This is a genomic window from Pseudomonas sp. MWU15-20650 (assembly GCF_023242475.1).
Lineage (GTDB): Bacteria > Pseudomonadota > Gammaproteobacteria > Pseudomonadales > Pseudomonadaceae > Aquipseudomonas.
Map to the genome: position 1 here is coordinate 1 of NZ_JALJFG010000039.1, position 23,494 is coordinate 23,494.

Consider the following 23,494-nt stretch of genomic DNA (forward strand, 5'->3'; position numbering starts at 1 on the left):
AGGCATTAGGGCTTGCCCCCTCTCACATTTGATTGAGTTCACACGCCAGGCTCAGGCAGTTTTCCAGGTGATCTCTTCTTCACCATCGGCGCTGATGCGTATCCAGCGATCGGCACTTTCCTCGCCTTCTTCCTCAACCCAAGTCCCTGGCGCGCAGCGCACTTCCACGTTCAGCGCAGCAAACGCAGCGCGGGCGCAGGCGATGTCGTCTTCCCATGGGGTCTGGTCGCTGTCCAGGAACAGGCTGTTCCACTTGCCGACGGCTTTGGGCAGCCAGGTAACGGGCACACTGCCAGCTTTGCATTTGTAGGTCTGGCCTTTCTGGACCCAGTCGGAGCAAGAGCCCAGTGCGGTGCCCAGCCAGGCGGCGATGGCCTTGTGATCGACGTCGGCGTCCTTCAGGTAAATCTCGATATCAGGTTGGCGCATGGATGTTCCTCGTTGCGGGATTCGAAAATCCATTCGCGGATGTCAGGTGGGCGCAGTGCCCGAAAAGTCGGTTATTGAAGCACGAAATAATCGTAGCGCATCGAAACGGTGACCAGCAGCGGCTCAGTGGCCTCGATGACTTCAGCACGGCGCTCGGCACTCGCGCGCCAGCCGTGGGGTGTCATCGCCAGCAGGTTGGCGCGGTCCTTGGGGTCGACCAGGCTCAACCTGAACGCCAGGGTTTCGCTGTGTGCCAGGCTCATACCTTCCGGCACCAGGGCCAAGTGCTTGTCGTCAGTGTATTCACGCACTTCATCGTACAAGCGTTCACGCAGTTCCATCAGGTGACCGGCAGTCGGGCCTACCTTCATCAAGCCGCCACCCGGGCTGAGCAGGCGCTTGGCTTCTTGCCAGTCCAATGGGCTGAATACGCTGGCGAGGAACTGGCAACTGGCGTCGGCCAACGGCACGCGGGCCATGCTGGCGATCAACCAGGTCAGCGCCGGGTTGCGTTTGCATGCGCGTTTGACGGCCTCTTTGGAGATATCCAGCGCATAGCCGTCGGCGTGGGGCAGGGCCTCGGCGATTTGCGCGGTGTAGTAACCCTCGCCACAACCGATGTCCACCCAGCGCTGCGGTGCACGCTCTGCGGCGAGCTCGGCCAGGCGCTTGGCCACTGGGGCGTAATGCCCGGCGTTGAGAAAGTCGCGGCGCGCTTGGACCATCGCCAGGTTATCGCCCGGGTCGCGGCTGTTCTTGTGCTGCACCGGCAACAGGTTCAGGTAACCCTGGCGCGCGCGGTCGAAGCGGTGCCCGGCCGGGCACGCCACGCCGTTATCCACCGCATTGAGCGGGGCGTTGCAAATGGGGCAGGCAAGCATCAGGCGAGCAACTTGATCAGGGTCTGGTAGTAGATTTCGGTCAGCACATCGAGGTCGCTGGCCAGGATGCGCTCATTGACCTGGTGGATCGTCGCATTCACCGGGCCAAGCTCGACCACCTGGGTGCCGAGGGTCGCAATGAAACGCCCATCGGAGGTGCCGCCGCTGGTAGAGGCCTTGGTCTCACGACCGGTAATCGCCTTGATGCTGGCCGATACTGCATCCAGCAGAGCCCCCGGTTCGGTCAGGAACGGCAGGCCCGACAGCGCCCACTCCACATGCCAGTCCAGGCCATGTTTGTCCAGAATCGCCGCGACCCGTTGTTGCAAACCTTCAACGGTGGATTCGGTGGAGAAGCGGAAGTTGAATACCGCCGTCAGGTCACCGGGGATCACGTTGGTCGCGCCCGTGCCCGAGTTGAGGTTGGAAATCTGGAAGCTGGTCGGCGGGAAGAAGGTGTTGCCGTTATCCCAATGTTCGGCTGCCAGTTCCGCCAGGGCGGGAGCGGCCAGGTGAATCGGGTTCTTCGCCAGGTGCGGGTAAGCCACGTGGCCCTGTACACCGCGTACGGTCAACGTGGCGCCGAGAGAGCCGCGACGACCGTTCTTGACCACGTCGCCGACCAGGGTGGTGCTCGACGGTTCGCCGACGATGCACCAGTCCAGGCGCTCCTTGCGGGCGGCCAGGCGCTCGATCACAGCTTTGGTGCCGTGGTGGGCCGGGCCTTCTTCATCGCTGGTGATCAGGAAGGCCACCGAGCCCTTGTGGTCAGGGTAGTCCCTGACAAAACGCTCCGAAGCCACCAGCATCGCCGCCAGGCTGCCCTTCATGTCGGCCGCGCCACGGCCGCAGAGCATGCCGTTTTCATCGATCAACGCATCGAAGGGGTCGTTCTGCCAGGCTTGTACCGGGCCGGTCGGCACCACGTCGGTGTGGCCGGCAAAGCACAGTACCGGGCCGTCATGCTTGCCATGGGTAGCCCAGAAGTTGTCCACATCTTCGATACGCATCGGCTCCAGCGCAAAACCGGCGTCGCCCAGGCGCTGCATCATCAGCTTCTGGCAATCGGCGTCGATCGGCGTGACCGACGGGCGACGGATCAGGTCGATGGCAAGTTGAAGGGTCGGCGATAGGTCGGCATGGGCCGTCATGGGAAAACTCCGGGAAGCGTATTTGGAAGAGCAGGGCGGGCACACAAAAGGGCCGTTATCTTATAGCAAAACGGCGGCCAGAGGCCGCCGTTTAGTGCATTGCGCAAGTTTTTACTCAGCCGTCACCGGCTCGAGCTTCGCCACCGGTTTTGGCAGCGACGAGAGGAACGCCATGATCAACGCCGCCACATACGGCAGCGATTGCACCAGCAGCATCACCACCCAGAAGCGTATGTCGTTGCTGGGCAGGCCCTGCACCAGGTAGATCCCCAGTGCTGCGCCCCACAACAGCAGCATGATGAACATTTCTTCGCGGGCTTCGGAAATCGCTACCCAGAAACCATGGTTATCCGCGTTTTTCGGCGTGCGGAAGAACGGAATGCTGGTGGTGAAGAAACCATACAGCACCGCCTTGGCGATGGTGTGAGACAACGCCAACCCGGCCAGCGCCGCGCAGAACGCGTCCTTGAGGTTCACACCGACTGCACGGCGGTACAGGAAGATGATCTTGCCCACCTTGAACACGAACAGTGCCAGCGGCGGGATTGCGAAGATCAGCAGCGGCGGGTCGACCCGCGTCGGCACGATAATCATCGCCGCCGACCACAACAGCGCACCCACGGTGAAGAAGATGTTCATGCCGTCCGCCACCCACGGCAACCAGCCCGCGAGGAAGTGGTAGCGCTGGCCACGGGTCAGCTCGGTGTCCTTGCCGCGCAACAGGCTCGCGGTGTGACGCTTGATGATCTGGATGGCGCCATAGGCCCAGCGGAAACGCTGTTTCTTGAAGTCGATAAAGGTGTCGGGCATCAGGCCCTTGCCGTAGCTGTCGTGGTAATACGCCGCTGACAGACCTTTCTCGAATACGCGCAGGCCCAGCTCGGCATCTTCACAGATGCACCAGTCGGCCCAGCCCAACTCCTCCAGGACCGAGCGCCGGGTCATGGTCATGGTGCCGTGCTGGATGATCGCGTCACGGTCGTTACGGGTGACCATGCCGATATGGAAGAAGCCTTTGTATTCCGCGTAGCAGAGCTTCTTGAAGGTGCTTTCGTTCTGGTCGCGATAATCTTGCGGCGATTGCACCACGGCGATTTTCGGGTCGGCAAAGTGCGGCACCATGTGCTTGAGCCAGTTTGGCGACACGCAGTAGTCCGAGTCGATCACCGCGATCACTTCGGCATCCTTGGCGGTGTGCGGGATCAGGTAGTTCAGCGCGCCGCCCTTGAAACCGGCCAGGGGCGAGACGTGGAAGAACTTGAAGCGCGGGCCGAGGGTTTCGCAGTAGTCGCGCACCGGCTCCCAAACCGCCGGGTCCTTGGTGTTGTTGTCGATGATCAGGACTTCGTAGTCCGGGTAATCGAGGGCGGCCAGGGCGTCGAGGGTCTGTTTGACCATCTCCGGCGGCTCGTTGTAGCACGGCACATGGATCGACACTTTCGGGCGGTAGTCCGAATCGCCCTCCACGGGCAGGAATTCACGTCGGCGCTTGTGGGTCCACACGGCTTCCGCCAGCTCGTGGGCTTCGGTCAGCAACACGATAAACACGCCCAGTGCGCCGAGGGCCAGCAAGATACCGACGGTCACGCTGAACCAGGTGCTGTATTGCTGGCTGTAGTCGTAGCCGATCCACACCAGCACTGACCCGCACAGGAAGGCGATAAACGTCAGGAAGGTGCGGCCACGCTGGCGCAGGGCCGAGCCGTCGATCATCAGCAACGTCAGCGATAGCAGCGCCAGCACCACCGAGCCGATGGCCAGCACGCGCCATTGCGGGATCGCGACGACCGGGCCTTCAAAGTTGAATTTCTGCTGGCGTGCGGCGTTGTAAACACCCCAATAGGCGCCAGCAGAGCCTTCGTCACTGACTTTCCACGGCTGGTCGAAGGCCTCGATCACGAAGTAGTTGTAGCCCTGGCGGTTCAGCTTGTTGACCAGTGTGCGCAGGTAAATCGCCTGGTCTGCCGGGGACGTTTCATTGCCTCCGCGCATACGTCCGTTGCTCGGCCAGCCAACCTCCGACAGCAGCAGTGGCTTTTTCGGGAACAGCTTCTTCAGATCGCGGGCGCGGTCGAGTACGTACTGGCCGGCCTTGTCCATGGGAATAAACTCCCAGAACGGCAAGATGTGCGCGGCGATCAGGTCGACGTGCTTGGCCAGTTGCGGGTTCTTTTCCCAGATGTGCCATTGCTCGGACGTCGTCACCGGCACTTTCACGGCGGCGCGCACCCGGTCCAGCAACGCGATCAGCGCCTCAGGCGTGATTTCTTCACGGAACAACGCTTCGTTGCCGACTACCACACGCACGACGCTGCGCGAGCTGTTGGCTAATTCGATAGCGCGTTGGATCTCGCGTTCGTTACGCTCAAGATCCGGGCTGATCCAGATCCCCAGGGTCACCCGCAGGCCGAACTCTTCCGCCAGCTTGGGGATATCCCCCAGGGTGCCGTCGACCGAGTAGGTACGGATGTTGTCGGTCAGCTTGCTCATGATCGCAAGATCCTGACGCATCTGGTCGTCGGTGGGGTATTGGTCTTTCTGTGGGAACTGGCCTTGCTGGAACGGCGAGTAAGAAAAACCGGAGATCTGTTCAGGCCAGTTGGGGGTAGTGACCGGGCGGTTGATCAGCGCCCAGAAGCCGGTGAACAGCGCGGCAATTGCCAGCACCACCACCAGGTTGAGTCCAAATTTACGCGATGACATGGCGATTTCGGGTTCCAAAGGGTGTGGAACGAAAAGAGGTGTCGGCTTGCGCCGAACGGCGCGCATCCTACACCGGCGTCTCCCTGAACGTATAGCAGACAGAGAAAAGCCGGACGTTAGTCCGCGAATGTTCACCTAAGTTCTTTACTTGTAGCTTGTCGCTTCGAACTTGTCGCTCTGTAGTCCATAATGCGCGCCGGTTTTTGGGGTAATGATGATGAGTACAGAAGATCCGCGGTTTGCAGGCGTTGCCCGCTTGTACGGCATTGAGGGCCTGGAACGCTTGAAAGCGGCCCATGTGGCGATCGTCGGCGTCGGCGGTGTCGGCTCCTGGGCGGCGGAAGCCGTGGCCCGTTGCGGGGTGGGCGAGATTTCGCTGTTTGACCTGGACGATGTCTGCGTCAGCAACAGCAACCGCCAGTTGCACGCCCTGGACAGCACCGTGGGCAAGCCCAAGGTCGAGGTGATGGCCGAGCGCCTGCGCGGCATCAACCCGGATTGCGTCGTGCATGCGGTGGCGGACTTCGTCACCCGCGACACCATGGCCGAGTACATCACCCCAACGATCGATTGCGTCATCGATTGCATCGACGCCGTCAACGCCAAGGCGGCGCTGATCGCCTGGTGCAAACGCCGCAAGATCCAGATCATCACCACCGGCGGCGCGGGTGGGCAGATCGACCCGACCCTGATCCAGGTCTGCGACTTGAACCGCACCTTCAACGACCCGCTGGCTTCGAAAGTGCGCTCCACCCTGCGCCGTGACTATGGCTTCTCACGCACGGTGACTCGCCACTACAGCGTGCCGTGTGTGTTTTCTACCGAGCAACTGCGCTATCCCAAGCCAGACGGCAGCATCTGTTTGCAGAAAAGCTTTGTGGGGGATGGCGTCAAGCTGGACTGCGCCGGTGGGTTTGGCGCGGTGATGATGGTGACGGCTACCTTCGGGATGGTGGCGGCGACCAAGGCGGTGGACAAGATTGTGGCTGGAGTGCGTAGACCTTCGGAGCGGGTCAAGCCCACCTGAGTCCAGCGGCCGTGCACAGCTCAGCATGTGGAGGGGCTTGCTCCCGATAGCGGTGGATCAGTCGATGACCTCGTGGTTGACACTCAGCAATCGGGAGCAAGCTCCTTCCCACAAAGGTCGCGCATGCGCTGCAGGACTGCATTCAAGCCGTTGCTGCGCGACGGTGACAACTGCCGGGAAAGTCCGAGTTGATTGAACCAGTCGGGCAAGTCGAGCGCCTGCAACTCGGCCGCCGAGAGTCCGTTGACCCGCGCCAGCAGCAATGCCACCAAACCACGAATCATCCTCGCATCGCTGCTCGCGGCAAATTGCCAATGACCGTGCTCCAAGCGCCCCACCAACCACACCAGGCTCTCGCAGCCCTGCACCAGGTTGGCATCGACCTTCTCCTCATCTGCCAATACGGGCAGACGTTCACCCCACTGCATCAGCATCCGGGCGCGTTGTTCCCAACTGCCGACGGCCTCAAAGGCCTCCAGCGCGGCAGCCGCATCTACCGGCAGGCTCATCGCAACATGTCCAGCGCCTGGTCCAGCGCTTCAAAGAAGCGCTCCAGATCATCGGAGTCGTTGTACAGCGCCAGGGACACACGGATCGCCCCGGACAAGTGCAGAGCCTTGAGCAAAGGCATGGCGCAATGGTGCCCGGCCCGTACGGCGATGCCTTGCTCGGTCAGCAGGTGAGCCAGGTCGGCGTTATGCACGCCGTCCACCACGAAGCTGACCAGCGCAACGCGCGGCGCGCCCAATACGCGCACGCCATTGCGTGCTTTCAGCCCGCGCAACAGGTAGTCATGCAGTGCCGCTTCATGGGCGACCACGGCCTGTTGGTCTAGGGAACTGAGGTAGTCCAGGGCAGCGCCCAGGCCGATCACGCCGGCAATCGGCGGCGTACCGGCTTCAAAGCCCAATGGGGCGGGGCGGAAGCTGGCGCTTTGGTAGTCGGCCTGTTGCACCATCTCGCCACCAAACTGCCAGTGGCGCAGGTGATGCAGGGCTTCGTTGCGGCCATACAGCACGCCGACGCCATCCGGCCCGTACAGTTTGTGGCTGGAAAATACATAGAAGTCGCAGCCTAGGGCCTGCACATCGTGGCGACCATGGACGATGCCCTGGGCGCCATCGACCACGGTCAGGGCGTCGTGTGCCTTAGCCATTGCCAGCAAGGCTTCCAAGGGTTGCCAGGCGCCCAGCACGTTAGAGAGCTGGCTCACCGCCAGCAAGCGCGTGCGCGGGCCGACCAACGCCGCGGCAGCTTGAAGGTCAATCACGCCATCTTCGCCCAGCGGCAGTACCACCAGCGTGAGCGCACGACGTTTGGCCAGTTGTTGCCAAGGCAACAGGTTGGCGTGGTGCTCCAGGGCGCTGATGACTATCTCATCGCCCGCCTTGAATAAGTGCTCCAGGCCATAAGCCAGGAGGTTCAGCGCAGAGGTTGCGCCGTGAGTGAATACGATTTGCCCGCTGTCACCTGCGTTCAACCACTGCGCGACCTTGCTGCGACTGTCTTCAAACGCCTGGGTCGCATGGGCACCCGGCAGATGCTGGGCACGGTGCACATTGGCTGCGCCATTGGCGTAGTAATGGCTGATGGCATCCAACAGCGCCTGGGGTTTTTGCGTGGTGGCGGCGTTGTCCAGGTAGGTCTGGTCTTGCCGTTGCAGGGTGGCGATGGCCGGAAAGTCGGCGCGCCAAGGGGAGGGCACAAGCATGGTGTTCAAGACTCGTATAAGCGAGCCGCACCCGAGGGGGGCGGCCCGCTAGTGGCATCGAGTGGCTGCTTAGTTGTGAGCGTGCAGCGCTGCGTTCAATTCGATGGCCGATTTGTGGGTTTTGCACTCCACGGCACCGGTCTCGGAGTTACGGCGGAACAGCAAGTCCGGTTGGCCGGCCAGCTCGCGTGCCTTGACCACTTTGACCAGTTGGTTCTGCTCATCCAGCAGGGCAACCTTGGTCCCGGCGGTGACGTACAGGCCCGATTCCACGGTATTGCGGTCGCCCAACGGGATACCGATACCCGCGTTGGCGCCGATCAGGCAGCCTTCGCCCACCTTGATCACGATGTTGCCGCCGCCCGACAGGGTACCCATGGTGGAGCAACCGCCGCCCAGGTCCGAACCCTTGCCGACGAATACACCTGCCGATACACGGCCTTCGATCATGCCCGGGCCTTCGGTGCCGGCGTTGAAGTTGACGAAGCCTTCGTGCATCACGGTGGTGCCTTCGCCTACGTAGGCGCCCAGGCGGATACGCGCGGCGTCAGCGATACGCACGCCGGCCGGCACTACGTAGTCGGTCATTTTCGGGAACTTGTCCACCGAGAACACTTCCAGCAGCTCGCCACGCAGGCGTGCTTCCAGTTGGCGTTCGGCCAGTTCGCTGATATCGATCGCGCCCTGGCTGGTCCAGGCTACGTTCGGCAACTGCGGGAACACACCGGCCAGGCTCAAGCCGTGCGGCTTGACCAGGCGATGGGAGAGCAGGTGCAGCTTGAGGTAAGCCTCAGGCGTGGAGGTCAGTGCCGCGTCTTCGGCCAACAGCGTGGCGACCAACGGCTTGTGGCTTTCGGCCAGGCGGGTCAGCAGGGCCGCCTGGGTGGCGTCGACGCCTTTGAGCGCGTCAGCCAGTTGCGAAGCCTGGGCTACGGTAAAGGTGATGGCCTGGTTGCCTTCGGTGTAACCCAGGATTGGGGCGATGGCGGCAATGATTTCGGCCGATGGGTTGAGCAGCGGTTGCGCGTAAAACACTTCCAGCCAAGCGCCTTGGCGGTTCTGAGTGCCGACGCCGAAGCCCAGGCTGAACAGGGAATGGGACATGCTGTTACCTCTACAAAAATGGAAGGGCTGGCCTACTTGAGGGCCGCCGAATAAGTATCTGGCTTGAAGCCAATCAGGGTTCTGTCACCGAGATCGAGCACCGGGCGCTTGATCATCGAGGGTTGTGCGAGCATCAATTCAATGGCTTTCGACTGATCGAGATCGGCTTTGCGTTCGTCTTCGAGTTTGCGAAAGGTGGTGCCCGCACGGTTCAAAACCACCTGCCAACCGTGCTCATTGCACCATTGGGTCAAGTGTTCGCGGTCGATACCGGCCGTTTTGTAGTCATGGAAGTCATAGCTCACAGCGTGCTCATCGAGCCAGGTGCGTGCCTTTTTCATGGTGTCGCAGGCTTTGATGCCGAAAAGGTGCAAGGTTTTGCTTGAAGCGGTCAAGGAATTGCCCCCCTTTGGACGTATGAAAGTGCAAGGCCACGGATTATGCCACGACCAGCGGGTTTGGGTGCCGCTCGTCAGCATCGTGCGACGTTTGTGCAAAAGCCAGCGCGCAGCATAGGCAGGTAACATAGCCGGGTAATATGGCACTTCAACGGCCAGTTGTTGCCTGATGTGTGTCGTAGCAAGTCGATTGTCCGGGAAACTCGCGTTATGCAAACCGCTTACACCGTTCTTATCCTGCTGATGCTGGTCAGCGTTTCGCGTCTTGTCGGACGTGTTATTCCTTTACCACTGCCCTTGGTGCAGATTGCCGCTGGTGCCTTGCTGGCCTGGCCCACGCTGGGGCTGCATGTGGCATTGGACCCAGAGCTGTTCCTGTTTTTGTTCCTGCCGCCGCTGCTGTTTTCCGATGGCTGGCGCATGCCCAAGCGTGAGTTGTGGCGCCTGCGTGGGCCGATCCTGACCCTGGCGGTGGGGCTCGTATTGTTCACGGTTGTCGGGGCCGGCTACTTCATTCATTGGCTATTGCCCACGATTCCGTTGCCGGTGGCCTTCGCCCTGGCGGCGGTGTTGTCGCCGACGGATGCCGTAGCAGTGTCGGCTATTGCTCAGAACCGTTTACCCAAACCCCTGATGCATATGCTCCAGGGCGAGGCATTGATGAATGATGCTTCGGGTCTGGTGACCTTCAAGTTTGCCCTGGCCGCAGCGTTGACCGGCGTGTTTTCCCTGGCTGACGCCGGCCTGACGTTTGTATTGGTCGCCGTGGGCGGCCTGGCGGTCGGGGTGGCGTTGAGCTGGCTGGTCGGCCGCCTGCGCGCGTGGATGATCGCGCGGGGCTGGGATGATCCTGCGACCCATGTGGTGTTCATGTTGCTGCTGCCCTTTGCAGCGTATGTGCTGGCTGAACGCCTGGGGGCGTCGGGCATTCTTTCTGCGGTGGCGGCGGGCATGATGCAAAGCTGGCTCGACCTGTTGCCGCGCCAGACCAGTACGCGCTTGCTCAACCGCAGTGTGTGGTCGTTGTTGGAGTTTGCGTTCAACGGCCTGATCTTCCTGCTGCTGGGCCTGCAGCTGCCGGACATCATCAAGGCCGTGGTGAGCCATGAGCCCACGCTCTGGCCCACGTTGATGTACCGCTGCCTGGATGTGGGCGCGATCTTCCTGGTGCTCGTGGTGTTGCGCTTTATCTGGGTGCAAAGTATCTGGCGGCTGTCGGGGCTGCTTCGCAGGTTACGTGGGAAAAGCGCGCTGACCCTGGTGCCTACGGCCCGTTCCTGCTGGCTGTTGACCGTCGGTGGCGTACGTGGGGCGGTGACGTTGGCGGGCGTCATGTCGGTGCCCCTGCTGCTGGCGCCGGGGCAGGATTTTCCCGAGCGTGACCTGCTGATCTTCATTGCTGCCGGGGTGATCTTGCTGTCACTGGTCGCTGCTTGTATCGCCTTGCCGTTGTTGTTGCGTGGCATCGAGCAGAGCCCGGATGAAAAACACCATAAAGAGGTGCGCGAGGCGTGGAAAAAAACCGCAGTGGCTGCAATCCATGCCCTCGAAGCGCAAGAGCCGGCAGACACCGAAACCCCTGACGCCGCCCAGGCTGCGTTGGCGACGGAGCTCAAGGCTCGGTTGATGGCGGAGTATCGTCATCAGTTGGACGTGTTCAACGACTCGGCCGAGGCCCAGGCGCTGGCGCAACAGATGGACTTGCTTGAACGCAAACTACGCCTCAAGGCCCTGCGTGCGCAGCGGCTGGAATTGTATCGTTTGAGTCGCCAGCATCAGATTGGCGATGATGTATTGCGCGAAGTGTTGGCGGACCTGGATATGAGTGAAGCGAATTTGGGGGAACTTAAATAATTCAACTATTGGTCATTGCCCGGATGACTGAGTTGAGCAGTTTTCCGGCTGGGGATTTATCTTCTGGATAAAGCGACTGCATGAATTTCTTATCGTCTTCGGACATTTCGACGTTACGAGGGATGGGCGCGCCACTGTTTAGTCTTGAAGCGGGAAACCCGTAGTGCATGATGGATTTGTCATCATAGTCGGGGGTGGCCTGTACTTGTGTGCGTGAGAATTTGCGGATGATGTCGTTATCGGCTTCATAGCTGAATTTTCCGCGCGATTCATATTCGTCATAGATGTTCTGTCTGTTTAAGTCCAACGTCCGGTCGGGGTGCTGGTGCTCATGTTTCAAGCCTAGGGCGTGGCCGAATTCATGCTGGACAGTGGCGGCAATACGGGTGGGTGAACTGTTGAAACCAATACTCATGGTGGGCTTAGGCGGCTTGACGTCTCTGGCATCGGTGCCAACCGTTGACCACCCCGCGCTGGCGTTGTTATCCGCTGCGATCCGTATATCGCCATTGGGGCTGTCAGTAAACTTGAAGTAGAGATTGGTATGCGGGGCCCATTTGTTGATGTTGTGTTTTACCAGATGCTTTTGTTCTTGGGTCATGTTCAACATGGAGATAGTCAGCACTGAATGCTGAGGCCATATCTTGTTGGGAGTCGCTACGCCGCGTTTATGTCTGCTGAGTGGGGTGTAGGCGTAATGAGCTGGCGCGGCAGCGGGCGGGATATTGAGTGTCATGGGGGCTTCACCTGAGCGTTTGTACCAGATGAGCTTAGGTGGAGTGTTGACGAGCCTTTGTTCCAGTCTATGGGTTGCAAGATACGTCAGGGCCGCCCCCACTGCGTGGGAGCGGCATGAACCTCAAGCGCGACGTTGGATAAAGTCCCGAATCCGCTCAGCCGCTTCCACGCACTCCGCTAATGGCGCAACCAACGCCAGGCGCACACGGCCAGCGCCGGGGTTAAAACCGTCCACTTCCCGCGACAGGTAGGACCCCGGCACCACGGTCACGTGTTCTTCCACGAACAAGTCGCGGCAGAAGGCGGCATCGTCGCCATTCACATTCGGCCACAGATAGAAACCACCGTCCGGGTTTTGCACATCCAGCACCGGCTTGAGGATGGCCAGCACGGCGTCGAACTTCTCCCGGTACAAGTCGCGGTTGGCTTGTACGTGGGCTTCGTCCTGCCAGGCGGCAATGCTGGCCAATTGGGTTTGTACTGGCATCGCACAGCCATGGTAGGTGCGATACAGCAGGAAGGCCTTGAGGATGTCGGCGTCACCGGCGACAAACCCGGAACGCAGGCCCGGCAGGTTGGAGCGTTTGGACAGGCTGTGGAATACCACGCAACGCTTGAAGTCCTGACGGCCCAGTTCGACACAGGCACTGAGCAGGCCCGGAGGTGGAGCCTGCTCGTCGAAGTACAGCTCGCTGTAACACTCGTCGGCGGCGATGACGAAGTCATACTCGTCGGCCAATGCGATCAGCTTTTTCAGGGTGTCGACCGGGATCAGCGCACCGGTCGGGTTGCCTGGAGAGCACAGGAACAAGATCTGGCAGCGTTTCCAGATATCGGGTGATACCGCGTCGAAATCCGGGTTGAAGCCATTGGCATCCAGGCATGGCAGGTAATGCGGCTTGGCCCCGGCCAGGAACGCGGCGCCCTCGTAGATCTGGTAGAACGGGTTCGGGCTCACCACCAGTGCATCGTCGCCGCGATTGACCACCGTCTGGGTGAAGGCGAACAGGGCTTCACGGGTGCCGTTGACCGGGAGGATATTGCGCGCCGGGTCCAGCCAGCCTTTGGGCACGTTGAAACGGCGTTCACACCAGGCACCGATGGACTCGCGCAGGGCCGGGATGCCCAGGGTAGTCGGATACACCGCCATCTGGTCGAGGTTGTCAGCCAGTGCCTTGGCCACGAAGGCCGGAGATGTGTGCTTCGGCTCGCCGATGGACAAGGCGATCGGGCGTTTGTCCGGGTGTGGCGTGACGCTGCCGAGCAGGGCACGCAACTTTTCGAACGGGTAGGGCTGCAACTGGTTCAGGGCGTTGTTCATAGGCATCTCGTTCAAATCATTGGTCATGCGGTCTGCCATGCTTGGCAGATCCAAATGTGGGAGGGGGCGTGCTCCCGATTGGTGGGTGTCAGTCAGTTAATGGGTATCTGACCCACTGCTATCGGGGGCAAGCCCCTTCCCACATAAGCCCCGCTCAAATAGTCAGGCGCGTCAGCTCGACCCCGGGCTCCTGGGTCACGCTCAATTGCTGCACGATGGCATCCTGCAAGCGTCGGCACAGTTCAGGGTCGGACAACGGCTGGTTGTCGGCGTCGGTAATGAAGAACACGTCTTCTACCCGCTCGCCGAGGGTCGCAATCTTGGCGTTCTGCAACGACAGGTCGAATTCCAGGAAAATCCCGCCGATGCGTGCCAGCAGCCCCGGACGGTCCGGCGCGCTCAGTTCCAGCACGGTCACCGGGCGCTGGGCGTCGTTGGAAATGGTCACCTGGGGAGCGAACGCAAAGTGTTTGAGCTGGCGCGGCACCCGGCGCTGGATGATGGTCGGGTAGTCATCTGGATTGCGCAGGGCTTCGGTCAGGCCCTCGCGGATCTTTTTCACGCGTGCCGGGTTGTCGCCAATCGAATCGCCGTCGGTGTCGAGCACGATATAGGTGTCGAGGGTGAACTGGCTGCTGGAAGTGATCACCCGGGCGTCGTGGATGTTCAGGTTGAGCTGGTCCATGGCCGCCACGGTCACGGCGAAGAAGTCGTGCTGGTCCGGCGCGTAGATGAAGATTTGTGTGCCACCCTCGAATTCACGCTGGGTGGTCTCCTTGATCAGTACCAGCGGGCCGCCATCTGCCGGCTGCTGCAGGATCGCGTCACTGTGCCAGGCGACATCGCCGGCGGTGTGGCGCAGGAAGTAATCGTCACCCAGTTGCGACCACAGTTGCTCGACGTCGTCCGGGTCATTGCCGCCGCGCACCAGGATATCCAGGGCTGCGCTTTGGGTGCGGCGGATCTGCTCTTCGCGGTCCACCGGGTTCTCCAGGCCGCGCCGCAGGGCACGCTTGGTCTCGGTGTACAACTGGCGCAACAGGCTTGCACGCCACGAGTTCCAGAGTGTCGGGTTGGTGGCGTTGATGTCGGACACGGTCAGCACATACAGGTAGTCCAGACGGGTTTCATCGCCCACGATCCCGGCGAAATCATGGATCACCTGCGGGTCGGACAGATCCTTGCGCTGGGCGGTGGTCGACATCACCAGGTGGTTTTGTACCAACCAGACAATCAGGCGGCTGTCCCACAGTGGCAGTTGGTGGCGCTGGCAGAAAGCCTCGGCATCGACGGCGCCGATTTCCGAGTGATCGCCATGTCGACCTTTGCCGATGTCGTGATACAGGCCCGCCAGGTAGATCAACTCTGGCTTGGGCAGCTTGGCCATCAGCTTGCTGGCCAGCGGGAATTTCTCTGACACCTGGGTGTACTGCAACTTACGCAGGTGTTTGATCAGGTTCAGGGTGTGAGCGTCCACGGTGTAGATGTGGAACAGGTCGTGCTGCATCTGCCCGACGATAAAGCCGAACTCCGGCAAGTAGCGTCCGAGGATGCCGTAACGGTTCATCCGCCGCAGGTTGCGATGGATGCCGATCCGGCACTTGAACAGTTCGATGAACAGGCTGGTGTTGCGGATATCGTTGCGAAACTCTTCGTCGATCAGGTGACGGTTTTCCCGCAGCAAACGGATGGTGTCGGCCCGCACGCCTTTGATTTCCGGCTGCTGGGCCATCAATACGAAGATCTCCAGCATGGCGAACGGGGTGCGGCGGAACACATTGTCGTTGCGCGCTTCGATATAGCCGTCGTGCAGTTGGAAGCGTGCGTTGATTGGCTGCGGTGGAGCTTCGTCTTCGGGGGCCAGAATCACTTCTTCGAAGTGCTGGATGATCAGGTCGCTGAGTTGGGCAATGCTCATGACCACCCGGTAGTACTGCTGCATGAAGCTTTCGATGCTGGTCTTCGCGTCTTCGCCTTCAAAGCCCAGCAATGTGGCGATGGAGCGCTGATGGTCGAACAGCAAGCGGTCTTCGGCGCGACCGGCGAGCATGTGCAGGGCATAACGCACTTTCCACAGGAATTCCTGGGAAGAGGCCAGCAGGGCGTTTTCGCTCTCTACCAGGAAGCCTTCGCCGGCCAGGGCGCGCAGGTTCAGGGTGCCGTACTGGCGGCGGGCGACCCACAAAATCGTCTGGATGTCCCGCAGCCCGCCGGGCGACCCTTTGACGTTGGGTTCCAGGTTGTATTCGGTGTCGTTGTACTTGTGGTGCCGGGCTTTCTGCTCGGCACGCTTGGCCAGGAAGAAGTCCTTGCTCGGCCACATATGGGCGGTGCTGGTGACCTCGAGCATACGCTGGCGCAGGCGTTCGGGGCCGGCGATGGTGCGGCTTTCCATCAGGTTGGTGATGACGGTCAGGTCGGCGCGGGCCTCTTCGGCGCATTCGTCCACCGAGCGTACGCTTTGGCCGACTTCCAGGCCGATATCCCACAGCAATGTCAGAAAGCGCTCGATGGAATCGCGAAAGATCTCGTGGTCGGCGCTGTCCAGCAGGATCAGCAGGTCGATGTCGGAGTAGGGGTGCAGTTCGCCGCGACCGTAGCCGCCGACCGCCACCAGGGCGATATCGGCGTCTTCGCTCCAACTGAACTGTTCCCATGCCTTTTGCAGGATATTGTCGACGAACCAGGCGCGGTCCTCGATCAGCCGACGAATATCCCGGCCGCTGAGAAAGCGCTCATCGAGCACCTCGCGCGCCTGGCGGATAGCCTTTTTGAAAGCAGCGATGGGGCTCGCCTTCAATGCCAGCTCGGCCTGAAACTGGCCACGGTCGAAGAGTTCGGGATCCACCTGGGGCATCAATCGGTTTTCCTTTCTATCTATCAGTCGGTCACAACATCGTTTTGGAAAACCAACGCAACCTTTATGCCGAGACGCGCGGGATCGTATCGTCTGCGCGCAGGGTGAAGATCTCGTAGCCGGTTTCGGTGACCAGCAGGGTGTGTTCCCACTGGGCCGAGAGCTTGCGGTCCTTGGTGATGGCGGTCCAGCCGTCGCCCAGTACCTTGGTGTCGGCCTTGCCCTGGTTGATCATCGGCTCGATGGTAAAGGTCATGCCCGCTTTCAGCTCCATGCCGGTGCCGGCGCGGCCGTAGTGCAGGATCTGCGGTTCTTCGTGGAACACTTTACCAATGCCGTGGCCGCAGAATTCGCGCACGACCGAGAAACCGTTCTTTTCGGCGTGCTTCTGGATCACTTCGCCGATATCGCCCAGGCGGCAGCCAGGTTTTACGATCTCGATCGCCTTGTACATGCATTCCTGGGTGACCTGGGACAGGCGCTCGGCCCAGACTGGCACGGTGCCGACGTGGAACATACGGCTGGTGTCGCCGTGGTAGCCGTCCTTGATCACGGTGACGTCGATGTTCAGGGTGTCGCCGTCTTTCAGCGGCTTGTCACCTGGAATCCCGTGGCAGACCACGTGGTTGATCGAGGTGCAGATCGACTTGGGAAAGCCTTTGTAGTTCAGCGGGGCGGGGATGGCCTTTTGCACGTCAACTATATAGTCGTGGCAAATGCGGTCCAGCGCTTCGGTGGTCACGCCGGGCTTGACGTGTTCGGCGATCATTTCCAGTACGTCGGCTGCCAGTTTGCCGGCAACGCGCATGCCTGCAATGTCTTCGGCGGTTTTCAAGGTAACGGTCATACAGGCTCTCTCTAGCGCGACGCGCTGAAATCAATACGGTTCGCGGGGGCGCGACAAAAGGTAACGGTGTTCGCGCAGGCCCCAAAAAACGCGATTCTAACAGACGATGGCGTCAAATCATGAGCGTCTGATGATCGCTTCTCTCTACAAGGTAGGACTATGTTGGCTCTATTCAAGGGGTTGCGCAAAGGTGACGGGTGGCGAATGCGATTGCGGGTTTCGTTTTTTTCGTTGCTGTGGTATAAAATGCGCCGCTTTCCGGGGATACCCCGCAAAGCTTAAATCCACACACGTGTCGACACGATGACCTGGGTGCCGGAGGCCTTGATGCCGCTGGTTGGTCATTGGGATACGTGGAGGCCAAACCCGACTTATTAAGGAACTATCATGTCCCAAGTCAACATGCGCGATATGCTGAAGGCCGGTGTGCACTTCGGTCACCAGACCCGTTACTGGAACCCGAAAATGGGTAAATACATTTTCGGCGCGCGTAACAAGATCCACATTATCAACCTTGAAAAAACCCTGCCAATGTTCAACGAAGCTCTGACTTTCGTAGAGCGCCTGGCCCAGGGCAAAAACAAGATCCTGTTCGTCGGCACCAAGCGTTCCGCTGGCAAGATCGTTGCTGAAGAAGCAGCACGTTGCGGTTCGCCGTACGTCGATCACCGCTGGTTGGGCGGCATGCTGACCAACTTCAAAACCATCCGTGCTTCCATCAAGCGTCTGCGTGACCTTGAAGTGCAAGCCGAAGACGGTACTTTCGCCAAGCTGACCAAGAAAGAAGCGCTGATGCGCTCCCGTGACCTGGAAAAGCTCGATCGTTCCCTGGGTGGTATCAAGGACATGGGCGGTCTGCCTGACGCACTGTTCGTTATCGACGTTGATCACGAGCGCATCGCGATCACCGAAGCCAACAAGCTGGGCATCCCGGTTATCGGCGTAGTCGATACCAACAGCAGCCCGGAAGGCGTTGACTACATCATCCCAGGCAACGATGACGCTATCCGCGCTATCCAGCTGTACATGGGTTCGATGGCTGACGCTGTAATCCGTGGTCGCAACCACGTTGCTGGTGGTACCGAGCAGTTCGTTGAAGAAGCTCCGGTAGCTGCCGCTGAGTAATTGACGCCCTGGCGTTGACTCAGTAAGCAAAAAGGGGGCTTGGCCCCCTTTTTGCCACCTCGAAAACCATTTGTCGGCAGCGCAGCTACATCATTTGTAACGTGCAGCGGCCTACAACGGATATTCGGGAAGAATTGATCGCCCGTTTGATCGGGTGGAATGGTTGAAAACCTATCCAAGAGGAATTTGAAATGGCAGAGATTACTGCAGCGTTGGTTAAAGAACTGCGTGAGCGTACCGGCGAAGGCATGATGGATTGCAAAAAGGCCTTGACCAAGGCCGGCGGCGACATCGAAAAAGCCATTGATGACATGCGTGCTTCCGGCGCCATCAAGGCTGCCAAGAAAGCAGGCAACGTCGCTGCTGAAGGTGCTATCGCTCTGGTTGAAGACGGCAAGGCTGCCGTTCTGCTGGAAGTGAACTCCCAGACCGACTTCCTGGCTCTGCAAGACGACTTCAAAGCATTCGTTGCTGCCAGCGTCAAGAAAGCATTCGACGACAAGCTGACTACTGTTGAGCCGTTGATCGAAGCTCAAGAAGCTGATCGCCTGGTACTGGTCGGCAAGGTTGGCGAAAACGTCAACATCCGTCGCCTGGCTCGCATCGAAGGTGATGTGGTTGGTGGTTACCTGCACGGTAACAAAATCGGCGTTGTGGTTGCCCTGAAAGGCGGCGACGTTGAGCTGGCAAAAGACATCGCTATGCACGTAGCGGCCAGCAACCCTGAATTCCTGCTGCCATCGGAAGTCTCCGCTGACGCAATCGAACGCGAAAAAGCCGTGTTCCTGAGCCTCAACGCTGACAAGATCGCCGGCAAGCCGGAAAACATCGTTGAAAACATGATCAAAGGCCGTATCAGCAAGTTCCTGGCTGAAGCGAGCCTGGTTGAGCAGGCGTTCGTCAAGAACCCTGAAATCAAGGTTGGCGAACTGGCCAAGAAAGCCGGTGCTGAAATCGTTTCCTTCACCTACTACAAAGTAGGCGACGGCATCGAGAAGCCGGTCGACAACTTCGCTGAAGAAGTTGCTGCCCAGCTGGCTGCCGCCAAGCAATAAGACAGTTTTCAACTGTCGCCGAAAGAGGCTGCCCGCTCACGCGCGCAGCCTCTTTTCAAATGGGAAGGCCAATTTTATTTGGTTTCCTTTCGGAACTGGCTTACAAAGCCGTGTTCCGATGGCGCTGTGATAGCGTCCAGCTAGAGTGAACGCAAGCCGTAAACGGCTCGCCAAGAATTTTTTAAAAAATACGCCGCAGGAGAGATTCGCAATGGCTCAGCAGGGCAGTGGTTATCAGGCTCGCTATAAACGCATTCTACTCAAGCTCAGCGGCGAGGCCCTGATGGGCTCGGAAGAGTTCGGGATCGATCCCAAGGTACTCGACCGCATGGCGCTCGAAGTTGGCCAACTGGTCGGCATCGGCGTACAAGTCGGCCTGGTGATTGGCGGCGGTAACCTGTTCCGTGGCGCGGCACTGAGTGCGGCGGGTATGGATCGGGTGACCGGCGACCACATGGGCATGCTGGCCACTGTGATGAACGCCCTGGCCATGCGCGACGCCCTGGAGCGCGCCAATATCTCGGCCATCGTGATGTCGGCTATTTCCATGGTGGGCGTGACCGATCACTATGATCGCCGCAAAGCCATGCGCCACCTGAACGCCAAGGAAGTCGTGATCTTTGCTGCCGGTACCGGCAACCCGTTCTTCACCACGGACTCGGCTGCCTGCCTGCGTGCCATCGAAATCGATGCCGACGTGGTGCTCAAGGCCACCAAGGTGGATGGTGTCTACACTGCTGACCCATTCAAAGACCCGCATGCCGAGAAGTTCGATCATCTGACCTACGATGAAGTGCTGGATCGCAAGCTGGGTGTAATGGACCTGACGGCTATCTGCCTGTGCCGCGACCACAAGATGCCATTGCGCGTATTTAACATGAACAAGTCCGGCGCCCTGCTGAATATCGTACACGGCGGCGCGGAAGGGACTCTGATCGAGGAAGGCCAACAATGATCAATGAAATCAAGAAAGACGCCCAGGCGCGTATGCAGAAGTCCCTGGAATCCCTGAGCCATGCGTTTGGCCAGATTCGTACCGGCAAGGCGCACCCGAGCATCCTGGGCAGCGTGATGGTGCCTTACTATGGCGCTGACACCCCGCTGAGCGGCGTGGCCAACGTTACCGTGAAGGACTCGCGTACCCTGCAAGTCGTGGCGTTCGAGCGCAATATGCTCGCCGCGGTCGACAAGGCGATCCAGAGTGCCGGCCTGAACCTCAACCCGACCAACCTTGGCGAGTTGTTGCTGATCTCCATGCCTGCCCTGACCGAAGAAACCCGCAAGGGCTTCACCAAGCAGGCGCGCAGCGCGGCTGAAGACGCACGCGTTGCCGTGCGTAACATTCGTCGTGATGCGTTGGGCGACCTGAAGAAACTGGTCAAGGACAAGGAAATCAGCGAAGACGAAGAGCGTCGTGCCGTCGCTGATATCGATAAGTTGACCAAAGATGCCGAGGCCCAGATTACCAAGGCTACGGAAGATAAAGAAAAGGACCTGATGGCCGTATAAGGGGTCAGGACGCCTTTATGGAAAAGACCAAGCAGACTGTGCCCTCCGTGGTGCCGCGCCATGTCGCGATCATCATGGATGGGAATAATCGCTGGGCGAAAAAACGCTTTATGCCGGGTGTCGCCGGGCATAAAGCGGGTGTTGACGCAGTCAGGGCAGTGATTGAAGTGTGTGCCGAGGCCAAGGTCGAAGTGTTGACCTTGTTCGCCTTCTCCAGTGAGAACTGGCAGCGGCCCGCCGATGAAGTCAGCGCATTGATGGACTTGTTCTTCAAGGCGTTGCGTCGTGAGGCCAAGCGCCTCAATGAAAACAACATCAGTCTGCGCATCATTGGTGATCGCTCGCGGTTCCATCCGGAACTGCAGGCAGCCATGCGCGAAGCCGAGGCAATGACTGCGGGTGCCAACCGTTTTGTGCTGCAGATTGCAGCCAACTACGGTGGCCAGTGGGATATTGCCCAGGCTGCGCAGCGGCTGGCCCGCGAAGTGCAGGCCGGTCATCTGCGGCCGGATGACATCACGCCCGAACTGTTACAAACCTGCCTGGTGACCGGTGACCTGCCGTTGCCGGACTTGTGCATTCGTACCGGTGGCGAACATCGCATCAGCAACTTCCTGCTGTGGCAGTTGGCCTATACCGAGCTGTACTTCTCCGACCTGTTCTGGCCGGACTTCAAACACGATGCCATGCGTAACGCGCTGGCCGATTTCGCTTCCCGTCAGCGTCGCTTTGGTAAAACGAGCGAGCAGATCGAAGCTGGAGCCCGGGTTTAAATGCTTAAACAACGAATCATCACGGCACTGATCCTGCTGCCGATTGCCTTGTGCGGGTTTTTCCTGCTCGACGGTTCTGGCTTTGCGCTGTTTATCGGCCTGGTCGTGACCCTTGGGGCGTGGGAGTGGGCGCGCCTGGCGGGGTTCAGCGGCCAGTTGCCGCGTGTGGTCTACGCCGCCGTGGTCGCGCTGTTGTTGTTCCTGATGTACATCCTGCCGGACATCGCGCCCTGGGTCTTGGGTGCAGCGGTGCTGTGGTGGGCCTTGGCGACGTTCCTGGTGCTGACCTATCCACGCACCAGTGGCCAGTGGTCCAGCGTTGCCTGCAAGTTGGTCATTGGCTTGTTGATCCTGCTGCCGGCCTGGCAAGGGCTGGTGGAAATCAAACGTTTCCCGATCGGGAATGAATTGATCCTGGCCGTGATGGTACTGGTTTGGGGGGCGGATATCGGCGCCTACTTCTCCGGCCGAGCCTTTGGCAAGCGCAAGCTGGCGCCGGCAGTCAGCCCAGGTAAAAGCTGGGAAGGCGTCTACGGTGGCCTGGCATTGACCCTGGTGATCACGCTCGTGGTCGGTGTGATGCGCGACTGGTCGATAAAGGAGATCTTCCTGGCCTTGTTGGGCACCGCCATCGTTGTGTTTATCTCGGTCGTGGGTGACCTCACCGAAAGCATGTTCAAGCGCCAGGCCGGGATCAAGGACAGCAGTAACCTGCTGCCGGGTCATGGCGGCGTGCTGGATCGTATCGACAGCCTCACGGCTGCCCTTCCGATCTTTGCCGTGCTGTTGTGGATGACGGCTTCGTGAGCCGCCTGCAGCAGGTAACCGTGCTGGGTTCAACTGGCTCGGTCGGGCTGAGTACCCTGGATGTGATCGCCCGTCACCCTGATCGCTATCAGGTGTTCGCGCTGACCGGCTTCACGCGTTTGCGTGAACTGCTGGCCTTGTGTGTGCGCCATTCGCCGCGCTTTGCTGTCGTGCCTGAGACCGCCGACGCGCGTGGCTTGCAGGATGATCTGCGGGCTGCCGGGCTTGCCACTCGGGTGTTGGTGGGGGAGGCGGGCTTATGCCAGGTCTCGGCTGACGAGCAAGTGGATACCGTTGTGGCGGCGATCGTTGGCGCGGCGGGATTGCGTCCGACCCTGGCAGCTGTCGACGCCGGCAAAAAGATTCTGCTGGCCAATAAAGAAGCCCTGGTCATGTCCGGCGCGCTGTTTATGCAAGCGGTGCGTAAGAGTGGGGCGGTGCTGCTGCCGCTCGATAGTGAGCACAATGCAATCTTTCAGTGCATGCCGGGTGACTTCGCTCGCGGGTTGAGTCAGGTCGGTGTTCGCCGGATTCTGCTGACGGCATCCGGCGGCCCCTTCCGACAGACGCCCTTGGCCGAGTTGGAGCATGTGTCTCCCGATCAGGCGTGCGCCCATCCTAACTGGTCCATGGGGCGCAAAATCTCCGTGGACTCGGCGAGCATGATGAACAAGGGCCTGGAGCTGATCGAGGCGTGCTGGTTGTTCGATGCGCGGCCTGATCAGGTCGAGGTGGTGATTCACCCGCAAAGTGTGATTCATTCCCTGGTCGATTATGTGGACGGTTCGGTACTGGCGCAGTTGGGCAACCCGGATATGCGTACGCCGATCGCCAACGCCCTGGCTTGGCCGGAGCGGATTGATTCCGGCGTGGCACCGTTGGACCTGTTCGCAATTGCTCGCCTGGACTTCCAGGCACCGGACGAACAGCGTTTTCCGTGCCTGCGCCTGGCGCGGCAGGCCGCTGAAGTGGGTAACAGTGCGCCCGCGATGCTGAATGCGGCCAACGAAGTGGCTGTGGCCGCGTTTCTCGAACGGCGCATCCGCTTTCCGCAGATCGCGAGTATTATCGAGGACGTCCTGAATCTTGAGCCGGTGGTGGCTGTGAATGACCTCGGGGCAGTGTTCGAGGCCGATACAAAGGCCCGAGTTCTAGCCGAGCAGTGGTTGAACCGCAACGCGCGTTAGCCTGTAGGCGGGTATGA

21 protein-coding genes are annotated in these 23,494 nt (G+C 60.1%); 9 read left to right on the forward strand and 12 right to left on the reverse strand.

Annotation, left to right across the window (positions count from 1 at the left end; genetic code table 11):
* Positions 1-51: 51 nt before the first annotated feature.
* From M5B43_RS23135 to M5B43_RS23150, 4 genes are all read right to left on the reverse strand, one after another.
* Positions 52-429, reverse strand: a complete 378-nt coding sequence (locus M5B43_RS23135) for a hypothetical protein (protein ID WP_248752254.1) — start codon at positions 427-429, stop codon at positions 52-54.
* 71 nt (positions 430-500) lie between these two features.
* The gene (locus M5B43_RS23140) at positions 501-1,310 is read right to left on the reverse strand and encodes a putative RNA methyltransferase (RefSeq protein ID WP_248752255.1); all 810 of its coding nucleotides are present in this window, start codon (positions 1,308-1,310) and stop codon (positions 501-503) included.
* The gene (dapE, locus tag M5B43_RS23145; protein WP_248752256.1) at positions 1,310-2,461 is read right to left on the reverse strand and encodes a succinyl-diaminopimelate desuccinylase; all 1,152 of its coding nucleotides are present in this window, start codon (positions 2,459-2,461) and stop codon (positions 1,310-1,312) included. The genes M5B43_RS23140 and dapE overlap by 1 nt, the downstream gene beginning before the upstream one ends.
* A 111-nt stretch (positions 2,462-2,572) precedes the next feature.
* Complete coding sequence (locus tag M5B43_RS23150) at positions 2,573-5,164, reverse strand: glycosyltransferase (RefSeq protein WP_248752257.1); 2,592 nt, start codon at positions 5,162-5,164, stop codon at positions 2,573-2,575.
* A gap of 211 nt (positions 5,165-5,375) precedes the next feature.
* On the opposite strand from M5B43_RS23150, the gene tcdA reads away from it, so the two are divergent.
* Complete coding sequence (gene tcdA / locus M5B43_RS23155; protein ID WP_248752258.1) at positions 5,376-6,191, forward strand: tRNA cyclic N6-threonylcarbamoyladenosine(37) synthase TcdA; 816 nt, start codon at positions 5,376-5,378, stop codon at positions 6,189-6,191.
* Positions 6,192-6,274: 83 nt separating this feature from the next.
* On the opposite strand, the gene M5B43_RS23160 is transcribed toward tcdA, so the two are convergent.
* The 4 genes from M5B43_RS23160 to M5B43_RS23175 all read right to left on the reverse strand — a co-directional run bounded on the left by M5B43_RS23160 (position 6,275) and on the right by M5B43_RS23175 (position 9,401).
* Complete coding sequence (locus tag M5B43_RS23160; protein ID WP_248752259.1) at positions 6,275-6,700, reverse strand: SufE family protein; 426 nt, start codon at positions 6,698-6,700, stop codon at positions 6,275-6,277.
* The gene (locus tag M5B43_RS23165; RefSeq protein ID WP_248752260.1) at positions 6,697-7,902 is read right to left on the reverse strand and encodes a cysteine desulfurase; all 1,206 of its coding nucleotides are present in this window, start codon (positions 7,900-7,902) and stop codon (positions 6,697-6,699) included. The genes M5B43_RS23160 and M5B43_RS23165 overlap by 4 nt, the downstream gene beginning before the upstream one ends.
* Before the next feature lie 69 nt (positions 7,903-7,971).
* The gene (gene dapD, locus M5B43_RS23170; protein WP_248752261.1) at positions 7,972-9,006 is read right to left on the reverse strand and encodes a 2,3,4,5-tetrahydropyridine-2,6-dicarboxylate N-succinyltransferase; all 1,035 of its coding nucleotides are present in this window, start codon (positions 9,004-9,006) and stop codon (positions 7,972-7,974) included.
* Between the two features lie 32 nt (positions 9,007-9,038).
* Positions 9,039-9,401 carry an ArsC family reductase gene (locus M5B43_RS23175; RefSeq protein WP_283099591.1) on the reverse strand — a complete coding sequence of 121 codons (363 nt, stop codon included), beginning with the start codon at positions 9,399-9,401 and terminating at the stop codon, positions 9,039-9,041.
* A 213-nt stretch (positions 9,402-9,614) separates the two neighbouring features.
* Between M5B43_RS23175 and M5B43_RS23180 the strand changes: the two genes are divergently transcribed.
* Positions 9,615-11,258, forward strand: coding sequence for a Na+/H+ antiporter (locus M5B43_RS23180; protein ID WP_248752262.1), 1,644 nt, complete (start codon positions 9,615-9,617; stop codon positions 11,256-11,258).
* Position 11,259: 1 nt separating this feature from the next.
* Here the strand turns inward: M5B43_RS23180 and M5B43_RS23185 are convergent, their stop codons facing one another.
* The 4 genes from M5B43_RS23185 to map all read right to left on the reverse strand — a co-directional run bounded on the left by M5B43_RS23185 (position 11,260) and on the right by map (position 17,021).
* Positions 11,260-11,994, reverse strand: coding sequence for a M12 family metallopeptidase (locus M5B43_RS23185; protein WP_248752263.1), 735 nt, complete (start codon positions 11,992-11,994; stop codon positions 11,260-11,262).
* Positions 11,995-12,117: 123 nt separating this feature from the next.
* Positions 12,118-13,317, reverse strand: a complete 1,200-nt coding sequence (gene dapC, locus M5B43_RS23190; RefSeq protein ID WP_248752264.1) for a succinyldiaminopimelate transaminase — start codon at positions 13,315-13,317, stop codon at positions 12,118-12,120.
* Positions 13,318-13,471: 154 nt separating this feature from the next.
* Positions 13,472-16,174, reverse strand: coding sequence for a [protein-PII] uridylyltransferase (locus tag M5B43_RS23195; RefSeq protein ID WP_248752265.1), 2,703 nt, complete (start codon positions 16,172-16,174; stop codon positions 13,472-13,474).
* 64 nt (positions 16,175-16,238) lie between these two features.
* On the reverse strand, positions 16,239-17,021 hold the full coding sequence (gene map, locus M5B43_RS23200; protein WP_073522657.1) for a type I methionyl aminopeptidase: 783 nt from the start codon (positions 17,019-17,021) through the stop codon (positions 16,239-16,241).
* 387 nt (positions 17,022-17,408) lie between these two features.
* Here map and rpsB point away from each other — a divergent pair, with 387 nt between their 5' ends.
* The 7 genes from rpsB (at position 17,409) to ispC (ending at position 23,477) form a co-directional block, all read left to right on the forward strand.
* The gene (gene rpsB / locus M5B43_RS23205) at positions 17,409-18,146 is read left to right on the forward strand and encodes a 30S ribosomal protein S2 (protein ID WP_003189158.1); all 738 of its coding nucleotides are present in this window, start codon (positions 17,409-17,411) and stop codon (positions 18,144-18,146) included.
* 191 nt (positions 18,147-18,337) lie between these two features.
* Complete coding sequence (gene tsf, locus M5B43_RS23210) at positions 18,338-19,201, forward strand: translation elongation factor Ts (RefSeq protein WP_058412423.1); 864 nt, start codon at positions 18,338-18,340, stop codon at positions 19,199-19,201.
* Positions 19,202-19,412: 211 nt separating this feature from the next.
* Positions 19,413-20,156: a UMP kinase gene (pyrH, locus tag M5B43_RS23215; RefSeq protein WP_248752266.1), complete on the forward strand. Its 744-nt coding sequence runs from the start codon at positions 19,413-19,415 to the stop codon at positions 20,154-20,156.
* Positions 20,153-20,710: a ribosome recycling factor gene (gene frr / locus M5B43_RS23220; protein ID WP_248752267.1), complete on the forward strand. Its 558-nt coding sequence runs from the start codon at positions 20,153-20,155 to the stop codon at positions 20,708-20,710. The genes pyrH and frr overlap by 4 nt, the downstream gene beginning before the upstream one ends.
* 17 nt (positions 20,711-20,727) lie before the next feature.
* Positions 20,728-21,483: a polyprenyl diphosphate synthase gene (gene uppS, locus M5B43_RS23225; protein ID WP_248752268.1), complete on the forward strand. Its 756-nt coding sequence runs from the start codon at positions 20,728-20,730 to the stop codon at positions 21,481-21,483.
* A complete protein-coding gene (locus M5B43_RS23230; protein ID WP_248752269.1) occupies positions 21,484-22,290 on the forward strand; it encodes a phosphatidate cytidylyltransferase in 807 nt (268 codons plus the stop codon).
* Complete coding sequence (gene ispC, locus M5B43_RS23235; protein ID WP_248752270.1) at positions 22,287-23,477, forward strand: 1-deoxy-D-xylulose-5-phosphate reductoisomerase; 1,191 nt, start codon at positions 22,287-22,289, stop codon at positions 23,475-23,477. Before M5B43_RS23230 ends, ispC begins: the two co-directional genes overlap by 4 nt.
* Positions 23,478-23,494: the final 17 nt, after the last annotated feature.